Raw genomic sequence first — 19,655 nt, forward strand, 5'->3', positions numbered from 1 at the left:
CTGCGCGCTTGATGCCTGTCTCGTCGGCACCGGGGGAAGCCGCGCCAAGTGAAGCCGCGCCAAGCCTGTGGCGCCTGATGCGGCGCGACATCGTCCTGCACGGTTTCACCGTCGTCTTCGTCGCGGCGTGGTGGGGTTATGCGCAGCTGGTGCCGGCCTATCTGCTGCCGGGTCCCTGGCCCGTGCTGCAGCGCATGGCGCAGTTCCTGACCGACCCGACGCTGACCGTGCAGCTCATGGCATCGCTCGGCCATGTCGCGGCCGCGCTCGTGCTCTCCTTCCTGATCGGCGGCACGCTTGCGGTCACCGCCCATGCCGTGCCGGTGCTACGCCTGCTGATCGATGCAAGGCTGACCCCGTTCCTCAATGCCTTTTCCGGGATCGGCTGGCTCTTCCTCGCCATCCTCTGGTTCGGGATCAACAGCGTCACCGTGGTTTTCGCGGTCACGCTGATCCTGACGCCGTTCACGACCATCAACATCAGGACTGGTTTGAACGAACTCGATCGCGACCTCGTCGAACTTGGCCGCAGCCTGACGCGCAGCCGCCTGCCGCCGATCCGGACGCTGCTCGTGCCGATGCTCGTGCCCTATGGTTTCGCTGCGCTGCGCACCGGCTTCGGTGTCGCCTGGAAGGTCGTGCTCACGGCCGAGCTCTTCGGCGGCAATGTCGGCGTCGGCTACTTGCTCAACACGGCGCGGCAGGAGTTCGACACCGAGACGATCTTCGCCGTGATCGTTTTCATCATCCTGTTCGTGGCCCTGACGGAGACGGTGCTGTTTCGGCCGCTGCAGCGCCGGCTCGACCGGCGCTATCGCCATGGTTGAACCGCAAGCCGCCCGTCCCGGCGCTGCCGGCTTCACGTCGCATGGCCTCGCCGAGGGTGCGATCCTGCTCTTCGTGCTGCTGTGGTGGTCGACGGCGCGAGGCTTGCCCGCTTTCGTCCTGCCGGGACCCTGGGATGTCCTGCGGACCTTCGGAACGCTGCTGGTCGAACCTTCGCTCCTGATCCATGTCGGCGTCAGCTTCGCCCGGATCACGGCCGCGCTCGTGCTCACCATGGCGCTCGCGATCGGGCTGGGGCTGGCGGCCCGCGCCTCCGATCTGTTCGCTGCCGTGCTGGAAGCGCGGATTTTGCTTGTCCTGAACTCCTTTCCCGGGGTCGGCTGGGCCATCCTCGGCGTGATGTGGTTCGGCGTCTCGAACGGCACCGTCATCTTCATCCAGGTTGCGATCGTGCTGCCCTTCTGCCTCATCGCCGTGCTCGAGGGCTTTCGCCAGATCGATGCCGATCTGGAGGAGATGGGCCGCAGCTTCACGCGGCGGCGCTGGCGCAGCTTTACCAGGGTCACGCTGCCTCTGCTGGCGCCTTTCCTGATCTCGGGCCTGCGCGTGGCGACGGGGATCGCCTGGAAGATCGCGCTGGTCGCCGAGCTCTTCGGCGCCCAGACCGGGCTCGGCTACCTGCTCGTGCAGGCCCAGTCCAACGCCAACGCCGCGATGGTCTTCGCCATCTGCCTCGTCATCGTCGTCATCGTCTTCGCGCTGGACCGGCTGCTGCTGCGTCCGCTGGCGCAAGCCTATTCGCGCAACCAGGGAGGAAGCTCATGACCGCTTGGACCACCACAAGGATCGGGCCCGCGCCTTTCATTGCCGTCGACCACGCCGGCAAGGGCGAGCTCGTCGTCTTCATGCACGGCATCGGCGGCAACAAGCGCAACTGGCACGATAACCTGCCGGCCTTTGCCGAGCATTTCCATGCCGTCGCCTGGGATGCGCGCGGCTACGGCGAAAGCGATGACTATGAGGGCGACCTGATTTTCCGCGACTTCTCGCATGATTTGGCCCGCGTGCTCGACCATTTCGGCGCCGCGAAGGCCCATATCGTCGGCCTGTCCATGGGCGGGCGCATCGCCATGGATTTCATGGAGAGCTATCCCGAACGCGTCCTGACGCTCTCGCTCTGCGACACCCATCGTGGATTCTCGCATTTCAGCGAGGAGAAGAAGGCCGAGTTCATTCGCCTCAGGAAGGAGCCGCTGATCAATGGCGGCGAACCCAGGGATATCGCCGGCCCGGTCGCCAGAACGCTGGTCAGTGCCCACGCCAGTCAGGAGTCTCTCGACAAGCTGATCGACAGCATGACCCGCCTGCACAAGGCAAGCTACATCAAGAGCATCGAATCGACGGTGCGGACCGACACGCATGACAGGCTCGGCGAGATCGCGGTGCCGACCCATGTCGTGTGCGGCGGCGAGGACCGGCTGACGACGCCGGAGATGGCGCGCGAGCTCGCCGGCATGATCCCCGGCGCCGAACTGACGATCATTCCAGGCGCCGGCCATCTCGTGAACATCGAGAAGCCGCGCGAGTTCGATGCAGCGGTGATCGGCTTCATCGCCAGGCACAGCGGCGCTGCCGCCTCATGATCGCTCCCGCTCCGGTCAAGCGAGGACGTCCGGCCGCGTCGTCGCGCGAACGCGTGGCAAAGGTCGCCCGTGATCTGTTCGTCGCGCATGGCTTCGCCGCTGTCAGCATCGATGAGATCGCGCGCCGCGCCCGTGTCTCGAAGCCGACGATCTACGCCCATTTCGGCGACAAGGAGCGGCTGTTCCTGCATATCCTCGAAACCGCTTGCGCAAGGCTGATCGCACCGCTGGTGAGCGAGGATGCGCGCGGCCGGCCGATCGCGGAAATTCTGCGCAACCATGCACATCACTACAGCCGCGCCGTGCTGGCGCCCGAGGTCGTGGCGCTGCACCGCCTCTGCGTCGGCGAGGCCCAGCGATTTCCGACCATCAGCCGGCGCTATTTCGAGCAGGGGCCCGAAATGGCTCACAAGGCCCTTGCAGCCTTCCTGCAGGAGCGCGCCGATGCCGGAGAGATCGATTGCCCGGACTGCGACCTTGCCGCCTGGCACTATGCGTCGCTCGTCATCGCCACCGCACGCACCCGCCTGCTGTTTCGCGTCGATGACACGCCTCAATGGCAAGAGATCGATCGTATGGTGGCATCAGCCGTCGAGCTTTTCCTACGGGGTATCGCGGCCGACACCCGATGAGCTCTCCTTAAACCCCCCTTGTGTTTTTTGAGGTCCGGTTTCGGGGTATGATCGGACGTCGCTCGTGCGTCACGCATCTCGACATGCCGGCTCTAGGCGGTCTGGCGGGCGATCCGGGCGGGCGGCCAGATCGGCCGAGGGGCGGGGGCGGCCTGATGGTGACGCGCGACGGCATCTCTCATGAAACCGTCTCATAAGCCCGATCGCGTGACGGCGGCTAATCACCCGGACCAAGCCGCCTTATCGTCGAGGCGCTCCCAGACGTGATGTCTTCCATGGTTCAACAAGGTGAGGATCCAGATCATGAAGATTGCTATCGTGCTGTCCGCTCTCGCCCTCTCCGCCTCCTCCGCGATGGCGTGCTCGCTTAGCAAGACCGACACGCAGGCTTCGCTGCGCAGCGATCGCCAGCAGGCAGCGGCTGCCTCCCAGGCCGAGCAGGCGACCGTTGTCGCCCAAAATGCCTCCGGGACGAATGCCACCGAGACCGCTGCGACCGCGACGGAGTAACCGTCGTAAGCGAAGGCGTCGCCCGCTGGGCGGCGCCTTTTGCATGCAGGACCTTCAAGATAACGGCGTCGCCTCAAAGGCCGCGCCGCGCTTCGATCATCATGCGGACGGCTTCGCGCAGGTTCTGGCGCGAGGCGTCGCGCGAATAGAACATGTGGCCGCCTGGGAAGAGTTCGAGCTTGACCCGCGCCTCGTCGCCGAGCGGCGGCAACTGGTCGAGCAGGAGCTTGCTTTCGAAATAGGGCGTGACGAGATCGGTCATGCCATGCGCCACGATGACCTGCAGATGCGGATCGAGGGCCAGTGCGCTGCGCAGCTCTCGCATCGACTCCCGATCTCCCCGGCCTTGCCCATAGCTCCAGCGCCGGGAGACGTCTTCGTTGAGCAGAAAATAGCGGCCGTCGGGCTGCCATTTCAGCTCTTCGGCGTAGAGGCGCAGCATCGCACCGGTTAGCGGAGCGGTGATGGCCTCCAACACCGCATCGGGCGCCCGGGTCCGGGCCGCGTCAGGGTCGGGGTCGAGAGCAAACACCGCCCCGTCATAGGGGCTGCCGACCAGTTGCCGATCGCGGCCGATCTCCCTCAGGAACGTGCCCGTGTCGATCTTTCCACCGAGGCGTTCGACAAGCATCCGGTCAAGCCCCGTCAAGGCGGTGACCCTCTCGACGATCCGCTGCACCGCCGCCTTGTCGCGCGGCCCCTTCAACAGATCCGCGAGATAATCGCCGGCGGCATAGCTCTCGGTCTCCAGGAGCGCCTGGCGCGACAGGCGGCCTTCGCGTTCGAGCGGGGTCGCTGCCAGCGACGGGAGCTGAACCGCCCAGCGCAATGGCGATCCCCGAGCGTCGCGCTGATAGGTGAAGTCGAGCACGGGCGAGAGCAGCAGCATGCCCGACAGCCCGACTCCGTCGGAGGTCTGCAGTTCGCTGACGATCTTGGGCGCACGAAAGCCGCCATAGCTTTCGCCGACGATGAATTTGGGCGAGCCGAGGCGGTCGTTGAGCCGCAGCCAGTTCGCGATGAAGCGCGCCAGCGACTTGTAGTCGCCTTCGGCCGACCAGAGCAGGGCGCGCGCATCGTCATTGCCGGGTGCGAAGCGGCTGAAGCCCGCACCGACGGGGTCGATGAAGACGAGATCGGTGAAATCCAGCCAGGTCTCGGCATTGGCGACGAGGTCGGTGGGAGAGGAGGGCGTGTCGCCCTGCCGGCCGAAGGGCAGGCGCCTGGGACCCATGAGGCCGAGGTGGAGATAGGCCGAAGCGGCGCCCGGCCCGCCATTGACGGCAAAGGTGACGGGACGCTCGGCCGCGACAGCAGCGCCTTCGCGGTCGAGCGCGTAGGAGACATAGGCAATCTCCGCCAGCAGCCGGCCGGATTGGTCGCGCACCGGCAGCGCTCCGGCCGTCGCCGTGTAATGCAGGGTCCGGCCCGGCAGGTCGATCGCGTGGCGGGTCACGGACTGGGGTGGCAAGGACTGGGACGGCAAGGACGGGGATGGCAAGGCCGTGCCGGCAGCCCCCGACGATGCCGGAACCGCCTGCGATGGGCCGCCGCCTCGTGTCGCTCCGGCCCCTTGCGCAAAAACGCCTTCCGACTGGACCCAGGCGAAACTGGCGATCAAACCAGCGAAAGCGAGGCGGCGGAGGAAAGATGTCATGCAAAACCTCTGTAGGGCGCGACGAGTGTAGCCGAGGGAGGGAAGCTTGGCCCGCGGCGCCGTTTCACGAAGCCGTCAGAGCTGCCCTGCCTTTGGAAAGGGGGCGCTTGCCGAGCCGGCGCCGGATGCTTCGGGCCCGGCGGTTACTTCCGGTACTGCTCGTCCGAAACCTTCTCCAGCCAGTCGACGGCCCTGCCGTCGAGTTGCTCCTGGATGGCGAGATGGGTCATCGCGGTCGTCGGCGATGCGCCATGCCAATGCCGCTCGCCCGGTGGAAACCAGACGACGTCGCCCGGCCGGATCTCCTCGATTGGCCCGCCCTCGCGCTGCACGCGCCCGAAGCCTTCCGTCACGATCAATGTCTGGCCGAGCGGATGCGTGTGCCATGCCGTCCGGGCACCGGGCTCGAAGGTGACGCGTGCGCCCGAGACCCGGGCCGGCGACGGGGCCGAGAATAGCGGGTCGACGCGAACGGTTCCGGTGAAGTAGTCGCTCGGACCCTTGCCGGAGGGCTGGGAGCCGACTTTCCTGATGTCCATGGTGACCTCTTCCATACAGTGCGTCTGTCTGCACCGAGCCAAACCGACGATGCGGGTGTCGGCTTCGCAGCGATGGGCGACCATCGTGGCAACCGGCCGGAGCGCTTCGTCCACATGCCGGGGCCATAGGGGCAGCCTGGCGTCAATCTGGTGCTGACGCAGCCCCGGGATAAGGTGGACCAGAACGGATGGGCCTAGAAACTGCCCTCATCAATGCCGTCGCCTGCAACACAGAGAGACGGCCTTGCGCCCGCCGCTATTGGGTCTGATGACGGGCCGGCAATGAGAAGGGTTCATGAATGTCGCGGGAGAACATCAACGACTTGCTGGCCTTCCTCGCAGTCGCGCGCGAAAAGAGTTTCACCCGGGCTGCCGCCAAGATCGGCGTCTCGCAGTCGGCGCTCAGCCACACCGTCAAGCATCTCGAGCAGCGGCTGGGCGTGCGCCTGCTGACCCGTTCGACGCGCAGCGTCTCGCCGACGCAGGCTGGGCAGCATCTGTTGCTGAATGTCGGGCCGCGTTTCGAGGAGATCGAAGCCGAGCTCGCCTTTCTCAGCGAGTTCAGGGACAAACCGGCCGGATCTATCCGGATTTCCGCGTCGGACGTCGCGATCGACACCGCCATCTGGGAGAAGCTCGTCCCGTTCCTGAGCGAATATCCCGACATCAAGGTCGAGCTCGTCAGCGATTACGGCCTGGCCGATATCGTCGCCGAAGGCTTCGATGCCGGCGTTCGCATGGGCGAGCAGGTCGCCAAGGACATGATTTCGGTGCGGATCGGCCCCGATATCCGCTTCGCCGTCGTTGCCGCACCGGGCTACCTCGCCGGCCGCACGACGCCTGAGACACCCCAGGACCTCGTCGGGCACTGTTGCATCAACTTGCGCCTGCCGACCCATGGCGGGCTCTATGCCTGGGAATTCGAGAAGGATGGTCGCGAGGTCCGGGTGCGGGTGGAGGGCCAGCTGATCTTCAACAGCATCTTCCAGAACCTCAAGGCCAGCGTGGCCGGGCGCGGCATCGCCCACATGCCGGAAGAAATCGCAGAACCCTATCTCGCCGATGGACGCCTGGTGCGTCTGCTCGGCGACTGGTGCCCGGTCTGGCAGGGCTACCACATCTATTATCCGAGCCGGCGCCAAGCCTCGCCGGCCTTCTCGCTGCTGATCGATGCACTGCGCCATCGCAAGTAGCGCGGCGCCCGACGCCGGCGCCCGGCTACTTCTTGCGGGACTCGAAAACGGTCTTTGCGACCGGCACGGTCGAGAAGGCATTTGGCCAGCCGGCGTAGAAGGCTATGTGCGAGATCACTTCCGACGCCTGCTCCTGCGTCAGGCCGTTATCCATGGCCCGGCCGAGATGGTAGGGAATCTGCGCGACCTGTCCGCCCGCGATCAGCGAGCTGACCGTCACCAGGCTGCGGTCGCGCGGTGCAAGATCGGGACGCAGCCACAAATCGTTGAACAACAGCTTCCCGGTGTCGTCGACCAGCCCTTGCGAAATCGGGCCGACGTCGGTCTGAACGCGGGTCGCCCGGTTCTGCTCGCTGGCCTGGTCGAGCGGAAGCGGAGCGGGCGAGGCGGCGGGCAGCTGATCGGGCCGCACGCCGCGCTGCGCGAAAACGTCCTTCGCCACGGCCACGGCCGAAGTCGCGTTGCCCCAGCCTGAATAGAAGGCGAGATGCGTGATGATCTCGGAAATCTCGGCCGGCTTCACGCCATTGTCGAGGGCCAGCGCGAAATGGAACGGCATCTCGAGCGTCTGGCTGCGCGCGATCAGCACCGAGAGCGTGACGATGCTGCGGTCGCGCGGGCTTAAGCCCGGACGCTTCCAGAGATCGCCGAGCAGATTGTCCTGCGTGTACTTCTCCAGGGCAGGCGCCACCGAACGGACATCCGCGGAGGAGAGGACGCCGGCGGGAGTCGAGGCGCGGGCCGGGCCGGAGCCGGCTTCGGCGACAGCCGAAGTCAGAGTACCCAGCGAGACCAAAGCCGCACTGACGAGTTTCATGTCATGTCCCTTCCGGTGATCCAATGACGGCGCCGATCGCCGTGCGATCTTGCGTCGTGCGATCTTGCCGACGCGTCGCCCGTGTCCGCGGCGCCCATGTCAGCTCCAAATTGGTATCGCCCGAGCCCGGGTTTTAGACCGCCTTTGGCGATAGGGCTCAGCTGCGGGATTCATGAATGGTGCTGCGGACGCAGCCCATCTCATTCATGAGGCCGGTCGCTAGGCCCTAGCCGTGACTGCCGGCTAATCGCGACCGCGTCGCCGACTTATCGTCCCTGCTCATCAAAACGACGGCAGGTATCGATTCCGTGGACGGGTATTTTCAAGGCAAGGTTGCGCTGGTGACGGGCGCTGCGTCCGGCATGGGGCTGGCGACGGCGCGGGCCTTCGCCGAGGCAGGGGCGGCCGTGGCGCTGGCCGACGTCAATGCGGATGCGGTCCGCTCGGTCGTCGAAACGCTGACAGGCGCCGGGCATCGCGCCATCGCCATCGCCTGCGATGTTTCCGATCTCGACGCGGTCGCGGCGATGGTCACGCAGACCGTCGCGAGCTTCGGCCGTCTCGACGCTGCCTTCAACAATGCCGGCATCCAGAGCCCCGTCGTCGAGACCGCCGATGCGGACCCGGCCGATTACGCCCGCGTCATCGGCGTCAACCTGACCGGGGTCTGGAACTGCATGAAACACGAGCTGATCCAGATGCGAAAGCAAGGCAGCGGCGCGATCGTCAACAACTCCTCGCTCGGCGGGCTCGTCGGCATTGCCGAACGCGGCATCTACCACGCCTCCAAGCACGGCGTCGTCGGGCTGACCAAGAGCGCCGGGCTCGAATATGCGGCCCGGGGCATCCGGATCAACGCGGTCTGCCCCGGCATCATCGAGACGCCGATGGTTTCGGGCATGCTGGAGACCCAGGCCGACGCCATGGCGGAGATGATGAAGGAGGTCCCGATCGGCCGGCTTGGCCGCCCCGAGGAGATCGCCGATGCGGTGCTCTGGCTCTGCAGCCCGGCCTCCAGCTTTGTGATCGGCCACGCCTTGCCGGTCGATGGCGGCTACACCGTCCGCTGAATGCGAAACGGCAGCTTGAATACGAAACGGCAGGTCGACGGCTTATGCCGGCGGGCCCGTCTGAGATCGATGCGACCGACTATCCTGCCGAGGAGGCGATGATGAGCATCAAAGATGTGTCGATGGCGGCTGCGATCAGCATCGGCGCCCTGATCGGCGGTCATGCCTCCGCTCAGGACATGCCGAATGGCGTCGTCGTGCGGATCGCCGAGCTCGATATCGATCCCGCCAGGCTGGACGACTACAAAGCGGCCGTCAGGGAGGAGATGGCGGATGCCGTTCGGCTCGAACCGGGTGTGCTGGCGATCTATTCGGTGGCCGAAAAGGACAACCCGGCGCGGCTGCGGTTCTTCGAAATCTACGCCAGCGACGAGGCCTACAGATCACATCTCGAATCGCCGCACTTCAAGAAATACGTCGCCGTGACCCCGACGATGATCACGGCGCGCAAGCTGATCGAGACCATTCCGGTCCAGTTGAGCGCGAAATCGAGATGAACCGGCACCTGCCTTTGTGGCCCGAACCCGCCGGCCCATGGCAGCGCGATGTCCCGCCGTTCGAGGCGCGATGATGCAGCTCAGGAGCAAGCAATGAAGACCCCTCTCGTATTGTCCGTCGCCGTGACGGCGGCGATCTCCGGTGCGGCTGCGCTTCATGCGCAGACGGGCGCGAGAGCGCCGCTGCCGGCCTTCTACATGGCGGATTTCGAACTGACCGATCCGGAGGGCATCAAGCCCTATAGCGCGCAAGTGGCATCGACCTTCGAGCCGTTCGGTGGCCGCTTCATCGTGCGCGGCGGGCGAACAGCCAACCTGGAGGGCGAGCCGTCGAAAGGCCGCCTCGTCGTCATCGCCTTCGACAGCATGGAAAAAGCGCAGGCCTGGTATGATTCTCCCGCCTATCGTGCGCTGAGGCCCATCCGCCAGAACTCCGGCCGGTCGCGTACCTTCATCATCGAAGGCTCGGGCGGTTGACGCCGTTCACGCGTCGCGCACCGCCTGCTCAAGGGCGCAGGCTCATGACATGCCGATGCAGGCTCAAAGCGCCGGAATGGCTGCTCAGGATGAGGGCCGAGTGAATCTCAAACGCTCTCTGAGCACAGCCGCCGGCGCTGCCGGCCAGTCTTCGGGATTGTGCTATCGCGCTGCGGCCTCGGCGGCCAGCCGGGCCAGCGCCCACTCCGCGCGCGAACAGCCGGCGCGGCCGCGCGCGCCGTCGTAACAGGTCTTGAGCCGGCCGCTCGCATAGGCGTCTACGACGATCTCGTGGACATAGCTCTTGCGCACCACCGCCGGCGTGTTGGCGAGTTGCTCCGAGACCTTGCGCATGACCAGGGCAAGCTCGCGCTTCCGGTCGCCGGGCACGGCTCCGTTCCCGCTCGCGAGCAGAAACTCCGCCGCGGCAGCATTGGCGGCCAGCATGCGCAGATCCTTGCTGCTGACCGGAAAACCCGAAATACGGCGCAGATAGGCGTTGACCTCGCCGGCGCGGATTGGCGCGACCGTGCTATCCTCGCCGTGATATTGCAGTAGCCGGCGCCCCGGCAAAGCCATGATGCGTGCGAGCGCGCGCGCCAGGGGCGCATCCTCCAAGGCGCATGCGATCCGCACCCCGCTCTTGCCGCGAAACGCCAGCGCGACCCGTCGCCCGGTCAGCGCGACATGCCGCTTGAGCAAGGTCGCGGCGCCAAAGCTGCCATTGGCCGTGGCGTAAGCCTCGTTGCCGACCCGGATATGACACCGGTCGATGATGGCGACCGCGCAGGCCAGCGCCTTGTCGCGCCCGAGCCGGCGCTGCCCCAGATCGCGCGCCACGCTCGCGCGCAGCTTCGGCAGCGCAGCAAGGATGCCAAGCAGCCGCTTGGCTTTGCGGCGCTCGCGCAGCCGCTCCCAGGCGGGATGATAGCGATGCTGCAGGCGCCCGGCCTCGTCCCTGCCGATAGCCTGCAGATGGGCGCGCGGATCGGCAGCAATGCGGACATCCTCGTAAGCGGGCGGGATCGCGAGCGAGCGAATGCGGTCGAGCGCGTCGGCATCGCGGATCGCGCACCCCGCAGCATCGCGATAGCTGAAACCCGTGCCGCGCCGCAGGCGACGGATCGTCAGCTCGTCCGCCGCGACCCTGCGCAACTTTGCACCCGGCTGTTGCTGACCCGCCATGATCGCCTCATCCACCTCAAGAGGCTTCCGATTCAATTTGATAGGAAGCGTCTCCAACTCTTTGTTTTAAAACGTGTTCACGCGAGCCGATGTTCCATTCGCTCGAACGCGCCCTAGGCGCGCTTGAGTCCGCGGGCGGGTTGCCAGAATCCGCTCCAGACCGTGCCGCTCAGGGCTTGCCCGGCGGCGATGTCGGCTGCCCTCGCGCCGTTCGGCTCGCTGCTGGCGAGCGCCTCCCAGCCGATCGGCATCGCCACCGGAGCGCCTGGGCGGGCGCGTGTCGAATAGGGCGCGATCGCGGTGGCACCGCGCGCATTGCGCAGGTAGTCGATGAAGATCCGCCCCTTGCGGGCCTTCTTAGACAGGGTCGCGGTATAGCGCTTGGGATCCGCCTGCTCCATCGCCTTGGCGAAATCACGGGCGAAACCCTTGACCTCGGTCCAGTCGGCCTTGGGCTTCAGGGGAATGACGACATGGAAGCCCTTGCCTCCGGAGGTCTTCAGGAAGCTCGTGAAACCCAACTCGCCGAGCTGTTCGCGGATGCTGAGCGCGGCTTCGCGCACGCGCTCGAGCGGCACGCTTTCATCGGGATCAAGATCGAAGATGACCTGGTCGGGGGTTTCGATCGCGTCGATCGTCGCGCCCCAGACATGGATTTCGACCGTGCCGAGCTGGACCAGCGCAGCCAGCCCGTCAAAATCGCGGATATACAGCAGCTCCTCGCCATCCCTGTCCTTCCGTGTCGCGACCGCCTTGTTCAGGCCGGGGCCGGCGTGCTTCTGGAAGAAGGCATGGCCGGCGATGCCGTTGGGAGCGCGCAACAGGCTGAGAGGCCGGTCGACGACGAAGGGCCGCATCAACGGCCAGACGGTCGCGTAATAGTCGAGCAGGTCCTGCTTGGTGAGCCCGATATCGGGCCAGAGCGGCTTGTCGGGGTTGCTGAGCCTGACCGTGGTCTCGGCGCGCGCCGGCGCCGCTCCGGGTTTTGTCGAGATGGGCTTCGTCGACATAGGCTTGGCCTTCGAGACCGGAGCTTTGGAGGCCGGAGCCTTTGAGCCCGTCCTGGACGAAGCCGGCATTTCCGCGACGACCTCGGCGGCGGGCTTGTCCTCCCGCAGGCCGAGGAAAGAGGCATGCCGCAGCGTCTTCGAGGCGGTCCAGGCGCGAAACTCGATTTCGGCGACGAATTCGGGCTTGACCCAGACCACCTCGCGGTCACGCCCGGTGGCTCCCGCGAAGGGCGGGTTTTCGGTTTTTATCGCATCGAGCCTGCGCTTGAGTGCGGCGGCGGATTTGCGGGTGAAGCCGGTCCCAACGCGTCCCGCCGGCTGCAATGCGCCATCGGCTTGATAGCCGAGCACGAGCGAGCCGAGCTCACGCCCCGAACCCTTGGACGGCACATAGCCGGCGATGACGAATTCCTGGCGCTGGGTGCATTTCGATTTGATCCAGTCGCGCCCGCGGCCGCTGCGATAGGGCGCGTCGACCCGTTTGGAGACGACGCCCTCCAGTCCCATGCGGCAGGCATGGCGCAACATGGTCTGGCCGGGCTCGACGAAATGCTCGCTGTAGCGCAGCGGGCCATCGGCTGCGGCGGCCTGGAGCAGGGCTTCGAGCTGCTCCTTGCGCGCCAGCAGCGGCTCGGCCCGCAGATCCTCGCCGTCGAGATGCAGCAGATCGAAGGCGAAGAAGACGAGAGCGCCGGTGCGTCCTTCGGAGAGCGCCTCCTGCAGCGCCGAGAAAGACGAAATGCCGGTCTCGCCCAGGGCCACGACCTCGCCGTCGATCAATGCGGTTTCGCAAGGCAGCTTCGCGAGGGCGTCCACCAGAGTTGCGCCGAAGCGCTCCGTCCAGTCGAGCCCCGAGCGGGTCGACAATCTCACCTTGCCGGCCTTGCCCACTTGGCCGGCCTCGATCCGCGCCTGCAGCCGGTAGCCGTCGAACTTGACCTCGTGCAGCCAGTTGTCCCCGACGGGTGGCTTGTCCTGCAGGGTCGCAAGGCAGGGCGCGACGAAAGGCGCAAGCGCCACGTCAGCTTTGGTCGTTCTCTTGGCCGCGCGCCGTTTCGTACCCGCCACCGTGCCTGCGCCTGCCCCGGGCCGCTTCGTCTTTGGCCAGAGCTTCGTGCCGTCCGCGCCGATCTCCTCGATGCTTCGCCCGGATTTCACCGAAAGCGGCGCGATTTCGAGGATGTCCTCATCATCCCTGGCGAATTCGTCCCTGACCTTGATCAGGAGCCAGTTGTCGCGCTTTTCGCCGCGCCGGGGTTTCAGCCGCACCAGATGCCATTGACCGGCGAGCTTATGCCCTTCCAGCGTGAAGGCGAGATGGCCCTTGCTCATGCCGAAGGCGGGGTCGCCCTCAGGAAGCCACTGGCCTTCGTCCCAGATGATGACCGAGCCGGCGCCATATTGGCCCTCGGGGATGGTTCCCTCGAAGGCGCCATATTCGATTGGGTGGTCCTCGACATGCACGGCGAGGCGCTTGTCGTCGGGGTCGAGACTGGGGCCGCGCGTCACCGCCCAGGACCAGAGCACGCCGTCATGTTCGAGCCTGAGGTCGTAGTGCAGGCGGCGTGCCGCGTGTTTGTGAATGACGAAGGCGCCGCCCCGGCTTATCGCCTTATTGCGCGCCGCTGCGCCTTTCGGCTCCCCGGTGCGTGAAAAATTCCGCTTGGCGCGATAAAGCTCGAGACTGGCCATGGCTCAGGCCTCCGCCGATCAGGCGCTTTTTTGGGATTTGGCGGTCTTGCGGGGTTTGGCGGCGGATTTTCGGTTGGCCGCTTTTCCCACTGCCGGAGTTTTCGATGCAGGAGTCGATGTCGATGTTTTGGCTCCGCTGTCCCCGGCGAGGCTCTGCTTGAGCGCGTCGAACAGGTTGACGACATTGGCCGGCCGCTCGGCCGCCTGCACCACCGGCGGCGTCTTGCCCTTCTGCTTGGCCTGGATCAGCTCCAGCAGCGCCGCCTCATATTCGTCCTCGAAAGTGGAGGGGTCGAATGCCGCCTGTTTCTTGTCGATGATGTGGGTGGCCAGTTCGATCAGCTCCGGATCCAACTTGGCCTTGGCGAGGCCGGCAAAGACCTCGTCGGGCTTGCGCACCGTCTTGTCGTAGCGCAGCGTCGTCAGCAGCAGGCCCTTGTCGAAGGGCTCGATCATCACCGGGCGCTCGCGGCGATACAGCACGATGCGCGCGATCCCTGCCTTGTCTTGCCGCGCCATCGCCTCGCGGATCACCGCAAAGGCCTCTTCCGAGGCGTTGTCCGACGGGGTGACGTAATAGGGCGTGTCGAAATAGATCTGCGGAATATCGTCGCGATCGACGAAATGCTCGATCGCCAGAGTGTGCGAGGATTCGATCTGAACCGCGTCGATCTCATCCTCCTCGACCAGCAGATACTCATCGTCGCCGATCTCATAGCCCTTGACCTCATCGTCATCGGGCACCGGCTTGCCGGTGACGCTGTCGATATATTGCCGGCGGACGGTGTTGCCTGTCTTGCGGTTCAGGATGCGGAAGGAGACCTTCTCGCTATGGTCGGTCGCACCCGTCAATTCGACGGCGCAGGATACCAGCGAGAGCTTGAGATAGCCTTTCCAGGCGGGACGCGGAGCCATTATGCCGCCTCCCGCCGTGAGGGCTTGCCGCCACGCCGGGACGCAGCCTTCCGGGACAGATCTTGCCGGGACAGATCTTGCCGGGATAGATCCTTCCCAGAGAGATCCTGCCGGGACAGAGCCTCGGCGCGATTGAGATCGTCCTGCGTGAACACCGGAACCGGGTCCGTCAGAATGGCGCTGAGCACGGCGCCGTCCAGTTGGCCGTTGGAGATGACGAAGGCTAGCGCCTCGCGCGTCTCACGTTCGGCGCGAAGCTGGGCAGCCAAGGCCGCGATCAATCTGTCCTTCGCCGTCAGATGCATAACGCCACTCCCGAAGAGGCCTCACCCTTACCCAAGCTCACGCCTTCAACGTGCCACGCACGGGGGTGTTCCCAGGCGAGCGGCAAACCGCCACCGCATGGTTGATGCGAATGCCTTCGGCGCCGGAAGCTGTTGTGTCGAGCGGACGGACCACCAAGTCAGGCCGCTATAAAATCGGGGGCGCCGGCTTGGTCTTCAGTCGTCAAGTCTTCAGCTGCCACAAGTCTTCACTCGCCAGAGGCGTGACGGCATCTCAGATCCGTCAGGGGGCTTGCTTGGGTGCCTGACTAGCCGGCCTCGTCGCTTACTTAGCGAAACAAGGCCAGGAGAATAATGATCGGTAGGGGAACTCCCAACATCCAGAGTAGTATGCCGCGTCCCATGATTGGACCTCCCGTTTGATGCCTGATGAACGCCTCGATCTTCCCGAGGGTTCCATTCATCTCGGTTCCTAGTGGAACCATGTCACCAGCGATCTCGTTCTACAGACGTCACATGAGTGACGATGCAACGGGAGGGCATCATGGACGGCATCATTTATCTCGTCGGGCTTATCGTGGTCGTGTTGGCAATCCTTTCTTTCCTCGGCTTGCGGTAAGGGGCGGCATCATGTCGATGGGCACAACTGACGTCGTCGTCGTCTCCCCAGCGACCGCCAAGAGCGGTTCGGACGGCTCCTATCTCGAATGGAGCGCCATTTTCGGTGGCGCGGTTCTTTCAGCAGCCATCACCACGGTCATGGCCGCTTTCGGTTCGGCACTGGGCTTATCGATGGTCTCGGCCGATACGGCGCGCTCCTCCAGCGTGATTGCCCTCACCATCGCCGGTGGCCTCTGGGCTATCTGGATCACGGTGTCGGCATGTTATGCCGGCGGCTATCTCGCGGGCCGCATGCGCCGCCCGGCCAGCGATGCCAGCGACCATGAACGCCATGTCCGGGACGGCGCCCATGGCCTCGTCGTCTGGGCTGCCGGCGCGCTCCTGGTCACGATGATAGCAAGCTCGTCGCTATTGGGTGCAGCCAAGACAGCCGTCACTGGCGCAGCCGCGGCATCCGGGGGAGCCGCCGCCCTGATCAGCCAGCAGGCCGACCCGTTGGGCTCGGCACTGGATTCTGTCATGAGATCCACGGGAACGACGCCCCCGACCGCGGGCGAGCGTGAGGAAGCATCGCGGATTCTCTTGGCTGGGCTGAGTTCCGGAAAGCTCGAACAGGCGGATCGCGACTACATCGCCACGCGCGTCGCTGCCCGGATGAACATCCCGCAGCCCGAGGCCCAGAAGCGCGTCGATGATGCCTTCGCCAAGCTCCAACAGGCCAAGGAAGCTGCCAAGCAGGCCGCCGAGCGCGCGCGCAAGACGGCAGTCATCACGGCCTTCCTGACCGCGGCTGTATTGATGCTTGGCGCTGCCGCGGCCTGGCTGGCTGCCCAGCTGGGCGGAAAGCATCGCGACGAAGAAATGGATCTCAGCGCCTTGTTCGGCCGGCGTTGAACGGGTCCCGCCGGGCGAGGCTTTCGCGAGCCTTGCTCGGCACGTCCCCAGTCCAGGCGCGTTTCAGGTGGATCGAGGCGGTTGGCTCAAGGGGGCTTCTATGAGACGCGTTAAACTCGGCACGGCGATGCTGGCGGTGGTTCTGGGTCTGGGAACAAACTCCGTTCTCGCACTCACTGCTGATCAGATTAACCAGGTGACGTTCTCCGACCGGCAGCGCCAGTCGGAGGCCGGGCCGGATCCGTTCATCGTCAAGGCTCAGGTGCTGCTCAGTCGTCGCAGCATATCGCCAGGTGTCATCGACGGTGGCGACGGTGAGAACTTTCGCAAGGCCGTCGCGCAGTTCCGGCGTCAGGCGAACATTGGCGGAGGCGATGAGATCGATGAGCCCACCTGGCTCGGCCTTGGTGGGGACAGCGCCAAGGATGTCGTGTCCGAATACAGGCTCTCGGAAAAGGATACAGCGTACGACTTCGCCGACGCCATACCGCGCGACTATGCCAAGCAGGCCAAGATGAAGCGCCTCTCCTACACCAGCCCTGAGGAGATGCTGGGAGAGCGCTTCCACATGAGCGAGAAGCTTCTGAGGGCACTCAATCCCGGCGCGGATTTCTCGGCGACAGGCGAGAGTCTCTTCGTGGTCTCGGCCCAACGCTCGCTCGAGAAGGGCAGCGCCCGGCGGATCGACGCGGTCAAGAGCACTGGAATGGTTGTCGTCTTCGGCGCGGACGACAAGGTTCTGGCGAGCTATCCGGCCACCATCGGCAGCGAGAACACCCCATCTCCTACGGGCGAATACACGGTCGAGAGGGTGGCAAGGAATCCCAACTACACCTACGATCCCGAAAAGAACTTCCAGCAGGGCAAGAACACCGAGACCCTCGTGCTGCCACCCGGCCCCAATGGCCCAGTCGGCACGATCTGGATTGCGCTGTCCAAGCCGACTTACGGAATCCACGGCACCCCCGAACCCTCGCAGGTCAGCAAGACGACGTCGCATGGCTGTGTGAGGCTGACGAACTGGGATGCGGAGGAACTCGCCGACCTGGTGAGGCCGGGCGTGCCGGTGCGCTTCGTGGACTGAGTGCGTGTGTGTCCAGAGCCGATATTGGCAGGTCGTCGCAATCTCGGTCGCCTTGCTCATGAGTCTTGTACCGGCCTCGTCTGCGCCGGCCGCTCCGGATCGTGCCGTTGGGGTGAAACGATCAGCGCGCCCGACACAAACCTTGATGATCATGCCCCTGCCGCCGCGGCGCCCGGCCGAGTTCGCCCCTGATCCGACGGCGAAGGCCGCCTCCACGCCCTCGCAGGCGCAGCCTCCGGAGAAACCACCGGGCCCATCGGCCTGCGTCGGGACGTTCAAGGAGCGCGGTGGCATTGCACTCCCCCCGGTACCGGCCAGCAGCTCCGGCGACTGCGGTATCGACGATCCGGTCACATTCGAGCGTATCGACAGGCCGGACGGATCCAAGGTCGAGCTGGACAGCGCGATCACGGTCCGCTGCTCGTTTGCGCTCGAAGTCCTGGCATGGATTCGCGACGACCTCTCGGAGATAGCCGCAGGCGAGAACGCCAAGCTCGCCACTCTGGCCGGTGTCGGCGGACATGCCTGTCGTCCACGCAACGGTGTCGCGGGCGCTCCGATCAGCGAGCATGCCAGCGGCAACGCGCTGGATGTCAGCGCGTTGAAAATGCAGGACGGGCGCATCATCCCGCTGGCTGGCCGCGACGCGGCGACGCTGTCGATGCGCGGCGCGATCAGCAAGAGCGCCTGCGCAAGATTTACGACCGTGCTCGGGCCGGGATCAGACAGCGCCCATAAAGATCACCTCCACCTCGACATGCGGAAGCGCTCACGCGACTTTCGGATCTGCCAATGGACGGTCGAGTAAGCGAGCGCGCCTGACCAGCATGCTCGCCGCTTCGCGGAAGCCGCCTTGGTCTGCGAGGATTGGATAACGCAGGGCCGCGCTCACGGTAGGGCTGATGCCGGCGGTGATGCTCGGGCCGGCACGCGACCTTCATCCCCTCGGCGGGACAGGTCCGATATGCGACATCGGTTCGGATCAGCCTTTGAGACGCGCTCCGCCCGCCCTTTGCATGCCCCCGATCTCTCCCTCAACTTTGGAGGAAAAATCGGATCATCTCACGCGAGGCATCGGGGCCTGTTGCGTCTGCAAAGCTCCCCCGGTTGTCGCCGCCCGACCAAGCGTGGCCACTGCCATGAACGATCCAATACTCGGCGGTCGCGGGACCGGTTGCCGGGCCGCGCACCATCCGGGTGACGCGCCTGCCGTTGACCATGCCATCGGTCAAGACCTCCGGCAGCTTGCCGTGGCGAGACTGCGCTCGGTCGAACACCATCTTGCCATTTGACGGGTTGACGGTGACATCGGCGTCGCCGTGGAAGATGATCTTTCTGCCATCCGTTTCTCGCGTCGGATGGACCCCTTTGGAGGTGCCCTTCATCGCGGCGAAGGCCGACATGACATCGCTGGCTATCCCATGCGGCAGGCCGGAATGGATGCCCGCCGCGGAAAAGACGTCGGGATAGGTCGCCGACAGCACGTCCGCCATGGCTCCGCCCGCCGACAGGCCTGCAACGAAAATTCGTTTTCGATCGATCTTGAAGTCGGCGGCCAATTCCAGGGCCAGACCCGCCAGAACCGCAGGCTCGCCTGAACCACGCCTCTGATGGCGCGTATCGAACCAATGCCAGCAGCCTTGCGCATTGGCCGATCGCGGCTGGTGGGGATAGGCGACGATCAGGCCGAATTCGTCGGCTAGCGCGTTCATCCGCGTCCCTCTTGCAAAATCGTCGGGGTCCTGCGTGCAGCCATGCAGCATCATGACCAGCGCCAGCTCCCGCTCGGCATGGCCCGCTGGTATGTAAAGCTTGTAGGTCACCGATCCGGCCGCAGCTTGAAAGCTGCGTTGGCAAAAGCGCTCGTCGTCATCTGAGGCATCAGGACCGCGCTTGGTCTCCGCTGCGGGATGCTTGAACTGACCTCGCTCGTTGCTAAGCGTTCGCAGGACATCACCAAGCCGGCGCGGGAGAGGAGCCTTGAACCCGACCGAGCTTGCCCTGCTGTCCTCCGCGCGTCGTCGCCCTTCCGGGGCCTCGCCGGAGAGCGCGCGCTGCAGTGCAGCGGTTGCGCCGGCCACATCGGCCGTTCGGAGGCGGCTCATGGCTTCGCCGATAGCGGCGTGAAAGCGCGGGTTCATGGAGAATG

Annotated in this window: 20 protein-coding genes; 12 read left to right on the forward strand and 8 right to left on the reverse strand. The window is 65.4% G+C overall.

Features of this window, described 5'->3' with window-relative positions; all coding sequences use genetic code 11:
- Positions 1 to 11: 11 nt before the first annotated feature.
- The 5 genes from J2Y55_RS15970 (at position 12) to J2Y55_RS15990 (ending at position 3,571) form a co-directional block, all read left to right on the forward strand.
- A complete protein-coding gene (locus J2Y55_RS15970) occupies positions 12 to 827 on the forward strand; it encodes an ABC transporter permease (RefSeq protein WP_310155092.1) in 816 nt (271 codons plus the stop codon).
- Positions 820 to 1,611 carry an ABC transporter permease gene (locus tag J2Y55_RS15975; RefSeq protein ID WP_310155095.1) on the forward strand — a complete coding sequence of 264 codons (792 nt, stop codon included), beginning with the start codon at positions 820 to 822 and terminating at the stop codon, positions 1,609 to 1,611. The genes J2Y55_RS15970 and J2Y55_RS15975 overlap by 8 nt, the downstream gene beginning before the upstream one ends.
- Positions 1,608 to 2,429 (forward strand): alpha/beta fold hydrolase, encoded by an 822-nt coding sequence (locus J2Y55_RS15980; RefSeq protein ID WP_310155098.1) that lies wholly within the window; start codon positions 1,608 to 1,610, stop codon positions 2,427 to 2,429. The genes J2Y55_RS15975 and J2Y55_RS15980 overlap by 4 nt, the downstream gene beginning before the upstream one ends.
- Before the next feature lie 53 nt (positions 2,430 to 2,482).
- On the forward strand, positions 2,483 to 3,061 hold the full coding sequence (locus tag J2Y55_RS15985; protein ID WP_310155101.1) for a TetR/AcrR family transcriptional regulator: 579 nt from the start codon (positions 2,483 to 2,485) through the stop codon (positions 3,059 to 3,061).
- A gap of 303 nt (positions 3,062 to 3,364) precedes the next feature.
- Positions 3,365 to 3,571 carry a hypothetical protein gene (locus J2Y55_RS15990; RefSeq protein ID WP_310155106.1) on the forward strand — a complete coding sequence of 69 codons (207 nt, stop codon included), beginning with the start codon at positions 3,365 to 3,367 and terminating at the stop codon, positions 3,569 to 3,571.
- A gap of 73 nt (positions 3,572 to 3,644) precedes the next feature.
- On the opposite strand, the gene J2Y55_RS15995 is transcribed toward J2Y55_RS15990, so the two are convergent.
- Both J2Y55_RS15995 and J2Y55_RS16000 read right to left on the reverse strand, forming a co-directional pair.
- On the reverse strand, positions 3,645 to 5,228 hold the full coding sequence (locus tag J2Y55_RS15995; protein ID WP_310155109.1) for a S10 family peptidase: 1,584 nt from the start codon (positions 5,226 to 5,228) through the stop codon (positions 3,645 to 3,647).
- A 143-nt stretch (positions 5,229 to 5,371) separates the two neighbouring features.
- Positions 5,372 to 5,767, reverse strand: coding sequence for a (R)-mandelonitrile lyase (locus J2Y55_RS16000; RefSeq protein WP_310155113.1), 396 nt, complete (start codon positions 5,765 to 5,767; stop codon positions 5,372 to 5,374).
- A gap of 299 nt (positions 5,768 to 6,066) precedes the next feature.
- On the opposite strand from J2Y55_RS16000, the gene J2Y55_RS16005 reads away from it, so the two are divergent.
- Positions 6,067 to 6,960 carry a LysR family transcriptional regulator gene (locus J2Y55_RS16005; RefSeq protein WP_310155116.1) on the forward strand — a complete coding sequence of 298 codons (894 nt, stop codon included), beginning with the start codon at positions 6,067 to 6,069 and terminating at the stop codon, positions 6,958 to 6,960.
- A 25-nt stretch (positions 6,961 to 6,985) separates the two neighbouring features.
- Here the strand turns inward: J2Y55_RS16005 and J2Y55_RS16010 are convergent, their stop codons facing one another.
- Positions 6,986 to 7,777, reverse strand: coding sequence for a carboxymuconolactone decarboxylase family protein (locus tag J2Y55_RS16010; RefSeq protein ID WP_310155118.1), 792 nt, complete (start codon positions 7,775 to 7,777; stop codon positions 6,986 to 6,988).
- 308 nt (positions 7,778 to 8,085) lie between these two features.
- Between J2Y55_RS16010 and J2Y55_RS16015 the strand changes: the two genes are divergently transcribed.
- From J2Y55_RS16015 to J2Y55_RS16025, 3 genes are all read left to right on the forward strand, one after another.
- Positions 8,086 to 8,847 (forward strand): glucose 1-dehydrogenase, encoded by a 762-nt coding sequence (locus J2Y55_RS16015; RefSeq protein ID WP_310155122.1) that lies wholly within the window; start codon positions 8,086 to 8,088, stop codon positions 8,845 to 8,847.
- Positions 8,848 to 8,948: 101 nt separating this feature from the next.
- A complete protein-coding gene (locus J2Y55_RS16020) occupies positions 8,949 to 9,344 on the forward strand; it encodes a putative quinol monooxygenase (RefSeq protein WP_310155124.1) in 396 nt (131 codons plus the stop codon).
- Between the two features lie 93 nt (positions 9,345 to 9,437).
- Positions 9,438 to 9,821 carry a DUF1330 domain-containing protein gene (locus tag J2Y55_RS16025; RefSeq protein WP_310155126.1) on the forward strand — a complete coding sequence of 128 codons (384 nt, stop codon included), beginning with the start codon at positions 9,438 to 9,440 and terminating at the stop codon, positions 9,819 to 9,821.
- Between the two features lie 162 nt (positions 9,822 to 9,983).
- Here J2Y55_RS16025 and J2Y55_RS16030 read toward each other — a convergent pair whose 3' ends face one another.
- From J2Y55_RS16030 to J2Y55_RS16045, 4 genes are all read right to left on the reverse strand, one after another.
- On the reverse strand, positions 9,984 to 11,006 hold the full coding sequence (locus tag J2Y55_RS16030) for a DNA topoisomerase IB (RefSeq protein WP_310155128.1): 1,023 nt from the start codon (positions 11,004 to 11,006) through the stop codon (positions 9,984 to 9,986).
- A 113-nt stretch (positions 11,007 to 11,119) separates the two neighbouring features.
- Positions 11,120 to 13,708 (reverse strand): DNA ligase D, encoded by a 2,589-nt coding sequence (gene ligD, locus J2Y55_RS16035; protein WP_310155131.1) that lies wholly within the window; start codon positions 13,706 to 13,708, stop codon positions 11,120 to 11,122.
- Positions 13,709 to 13,726: 18 nt separating this feature from the next.
- Complete coding sequence (gene ku, locus J2Y55_RS16040; RefSeq protein WP_310155134.1) at positions 13,727 to 14,623, reverse strand: non-homologous end joining protein Ku; 897 nt, start codon at positions 14,621 to 14,623, stop codon at positions 13,727 to 13,729.
- Complete coding sequence (locus J2Y55_RS16045; protein WP_310155136.1) at positions 14,623 to 14,928, reverse strand: hypothetical protein; 306 nt, start codon at positions 14,926 to 14,928, stop codon at positions 14,623 to 14,625. The genes ku and J2Y55_RS16045 overlap by 1 nt, the downstream gene beginning before the upstream one ends.
- 408 nt (positions 14,929 to 15,336) lie before the next feature.
- Between J2Y55_RS16045 and J2Y55_RS16050 the strand changes: the two genes are divergently transcribed.
- The 3 genes from J2Y55_RS16050 (at position 15,337) to J2Y55_RS16060 (ending at position 18,314) form a co-directional block, all read left to right on the forward strand.
- On the forward strand, positions 15,337 to 16,422 hold the full coding sequence (locus J2Y55_RS16050) for a hypothetical protein (protein WP_310155140.1): 1,086 nt from the start codon (positions 15,337 to 15,339) through the stop codon (positions 16,420 to 16,422).
- A gap of 100 nt (positions 16,423 to 16,522) precedes the next feature.
- On the forward strand, positions 16,523 to 17,506 hold the full coding sequence (locus J2Y55_RS16055) for a L,D-transpeptidase (RefSeq protein ID WP_310155143.1): 984 nt from the start codon (positions 16,523 to 16,525) through the stop codon (positions 17,504 to 17,506).
- A gap of 145 nt (positions 17,507 to 17,651) precedes the next feature.
- Entirely contained in the window at positions 17,652 to 18,314 is a 663-nt protein-coding gene (locus J2Y55_RS16060) for an extensin-like domain-containing protein (protein ID WP_310155146.1), read from the forward strand.
- A 226-nt stretch (positions 18,315 to 18,540) separates the two neighbouring features.
- Here the strand turns inward: J2Y55_RS16060 and J2Y55_RS16065 are convergent, their stop codons facing one another.
- Positions 18,541 to 19,647: an extracellular catalytic domain type 1 short-chain-length polyhydroxyalkanoate depolymerase gene (locus tag J2Y55_RS16065; protein ID WP_310155148.1), complete on the reverse strand. Its 1,107-nt coding sequence runs from the start codon at positions 19,645 to 19,647 to the stop codon at positions 18,541 to 18,543.
- Between the last annotated feature and the right edge of the window lie 8 nt (positions 19,648 to 19,655).

Origin of the sequence: Allobosea sp. BE125 (genome assembly GCF_031456075.1) — a bacterium.
Lineage (GTDB): Bacteria > Pseudomonadota > Alphaproteobacteria > Rhizobiales > Beijerinckiaceae > Allobosea.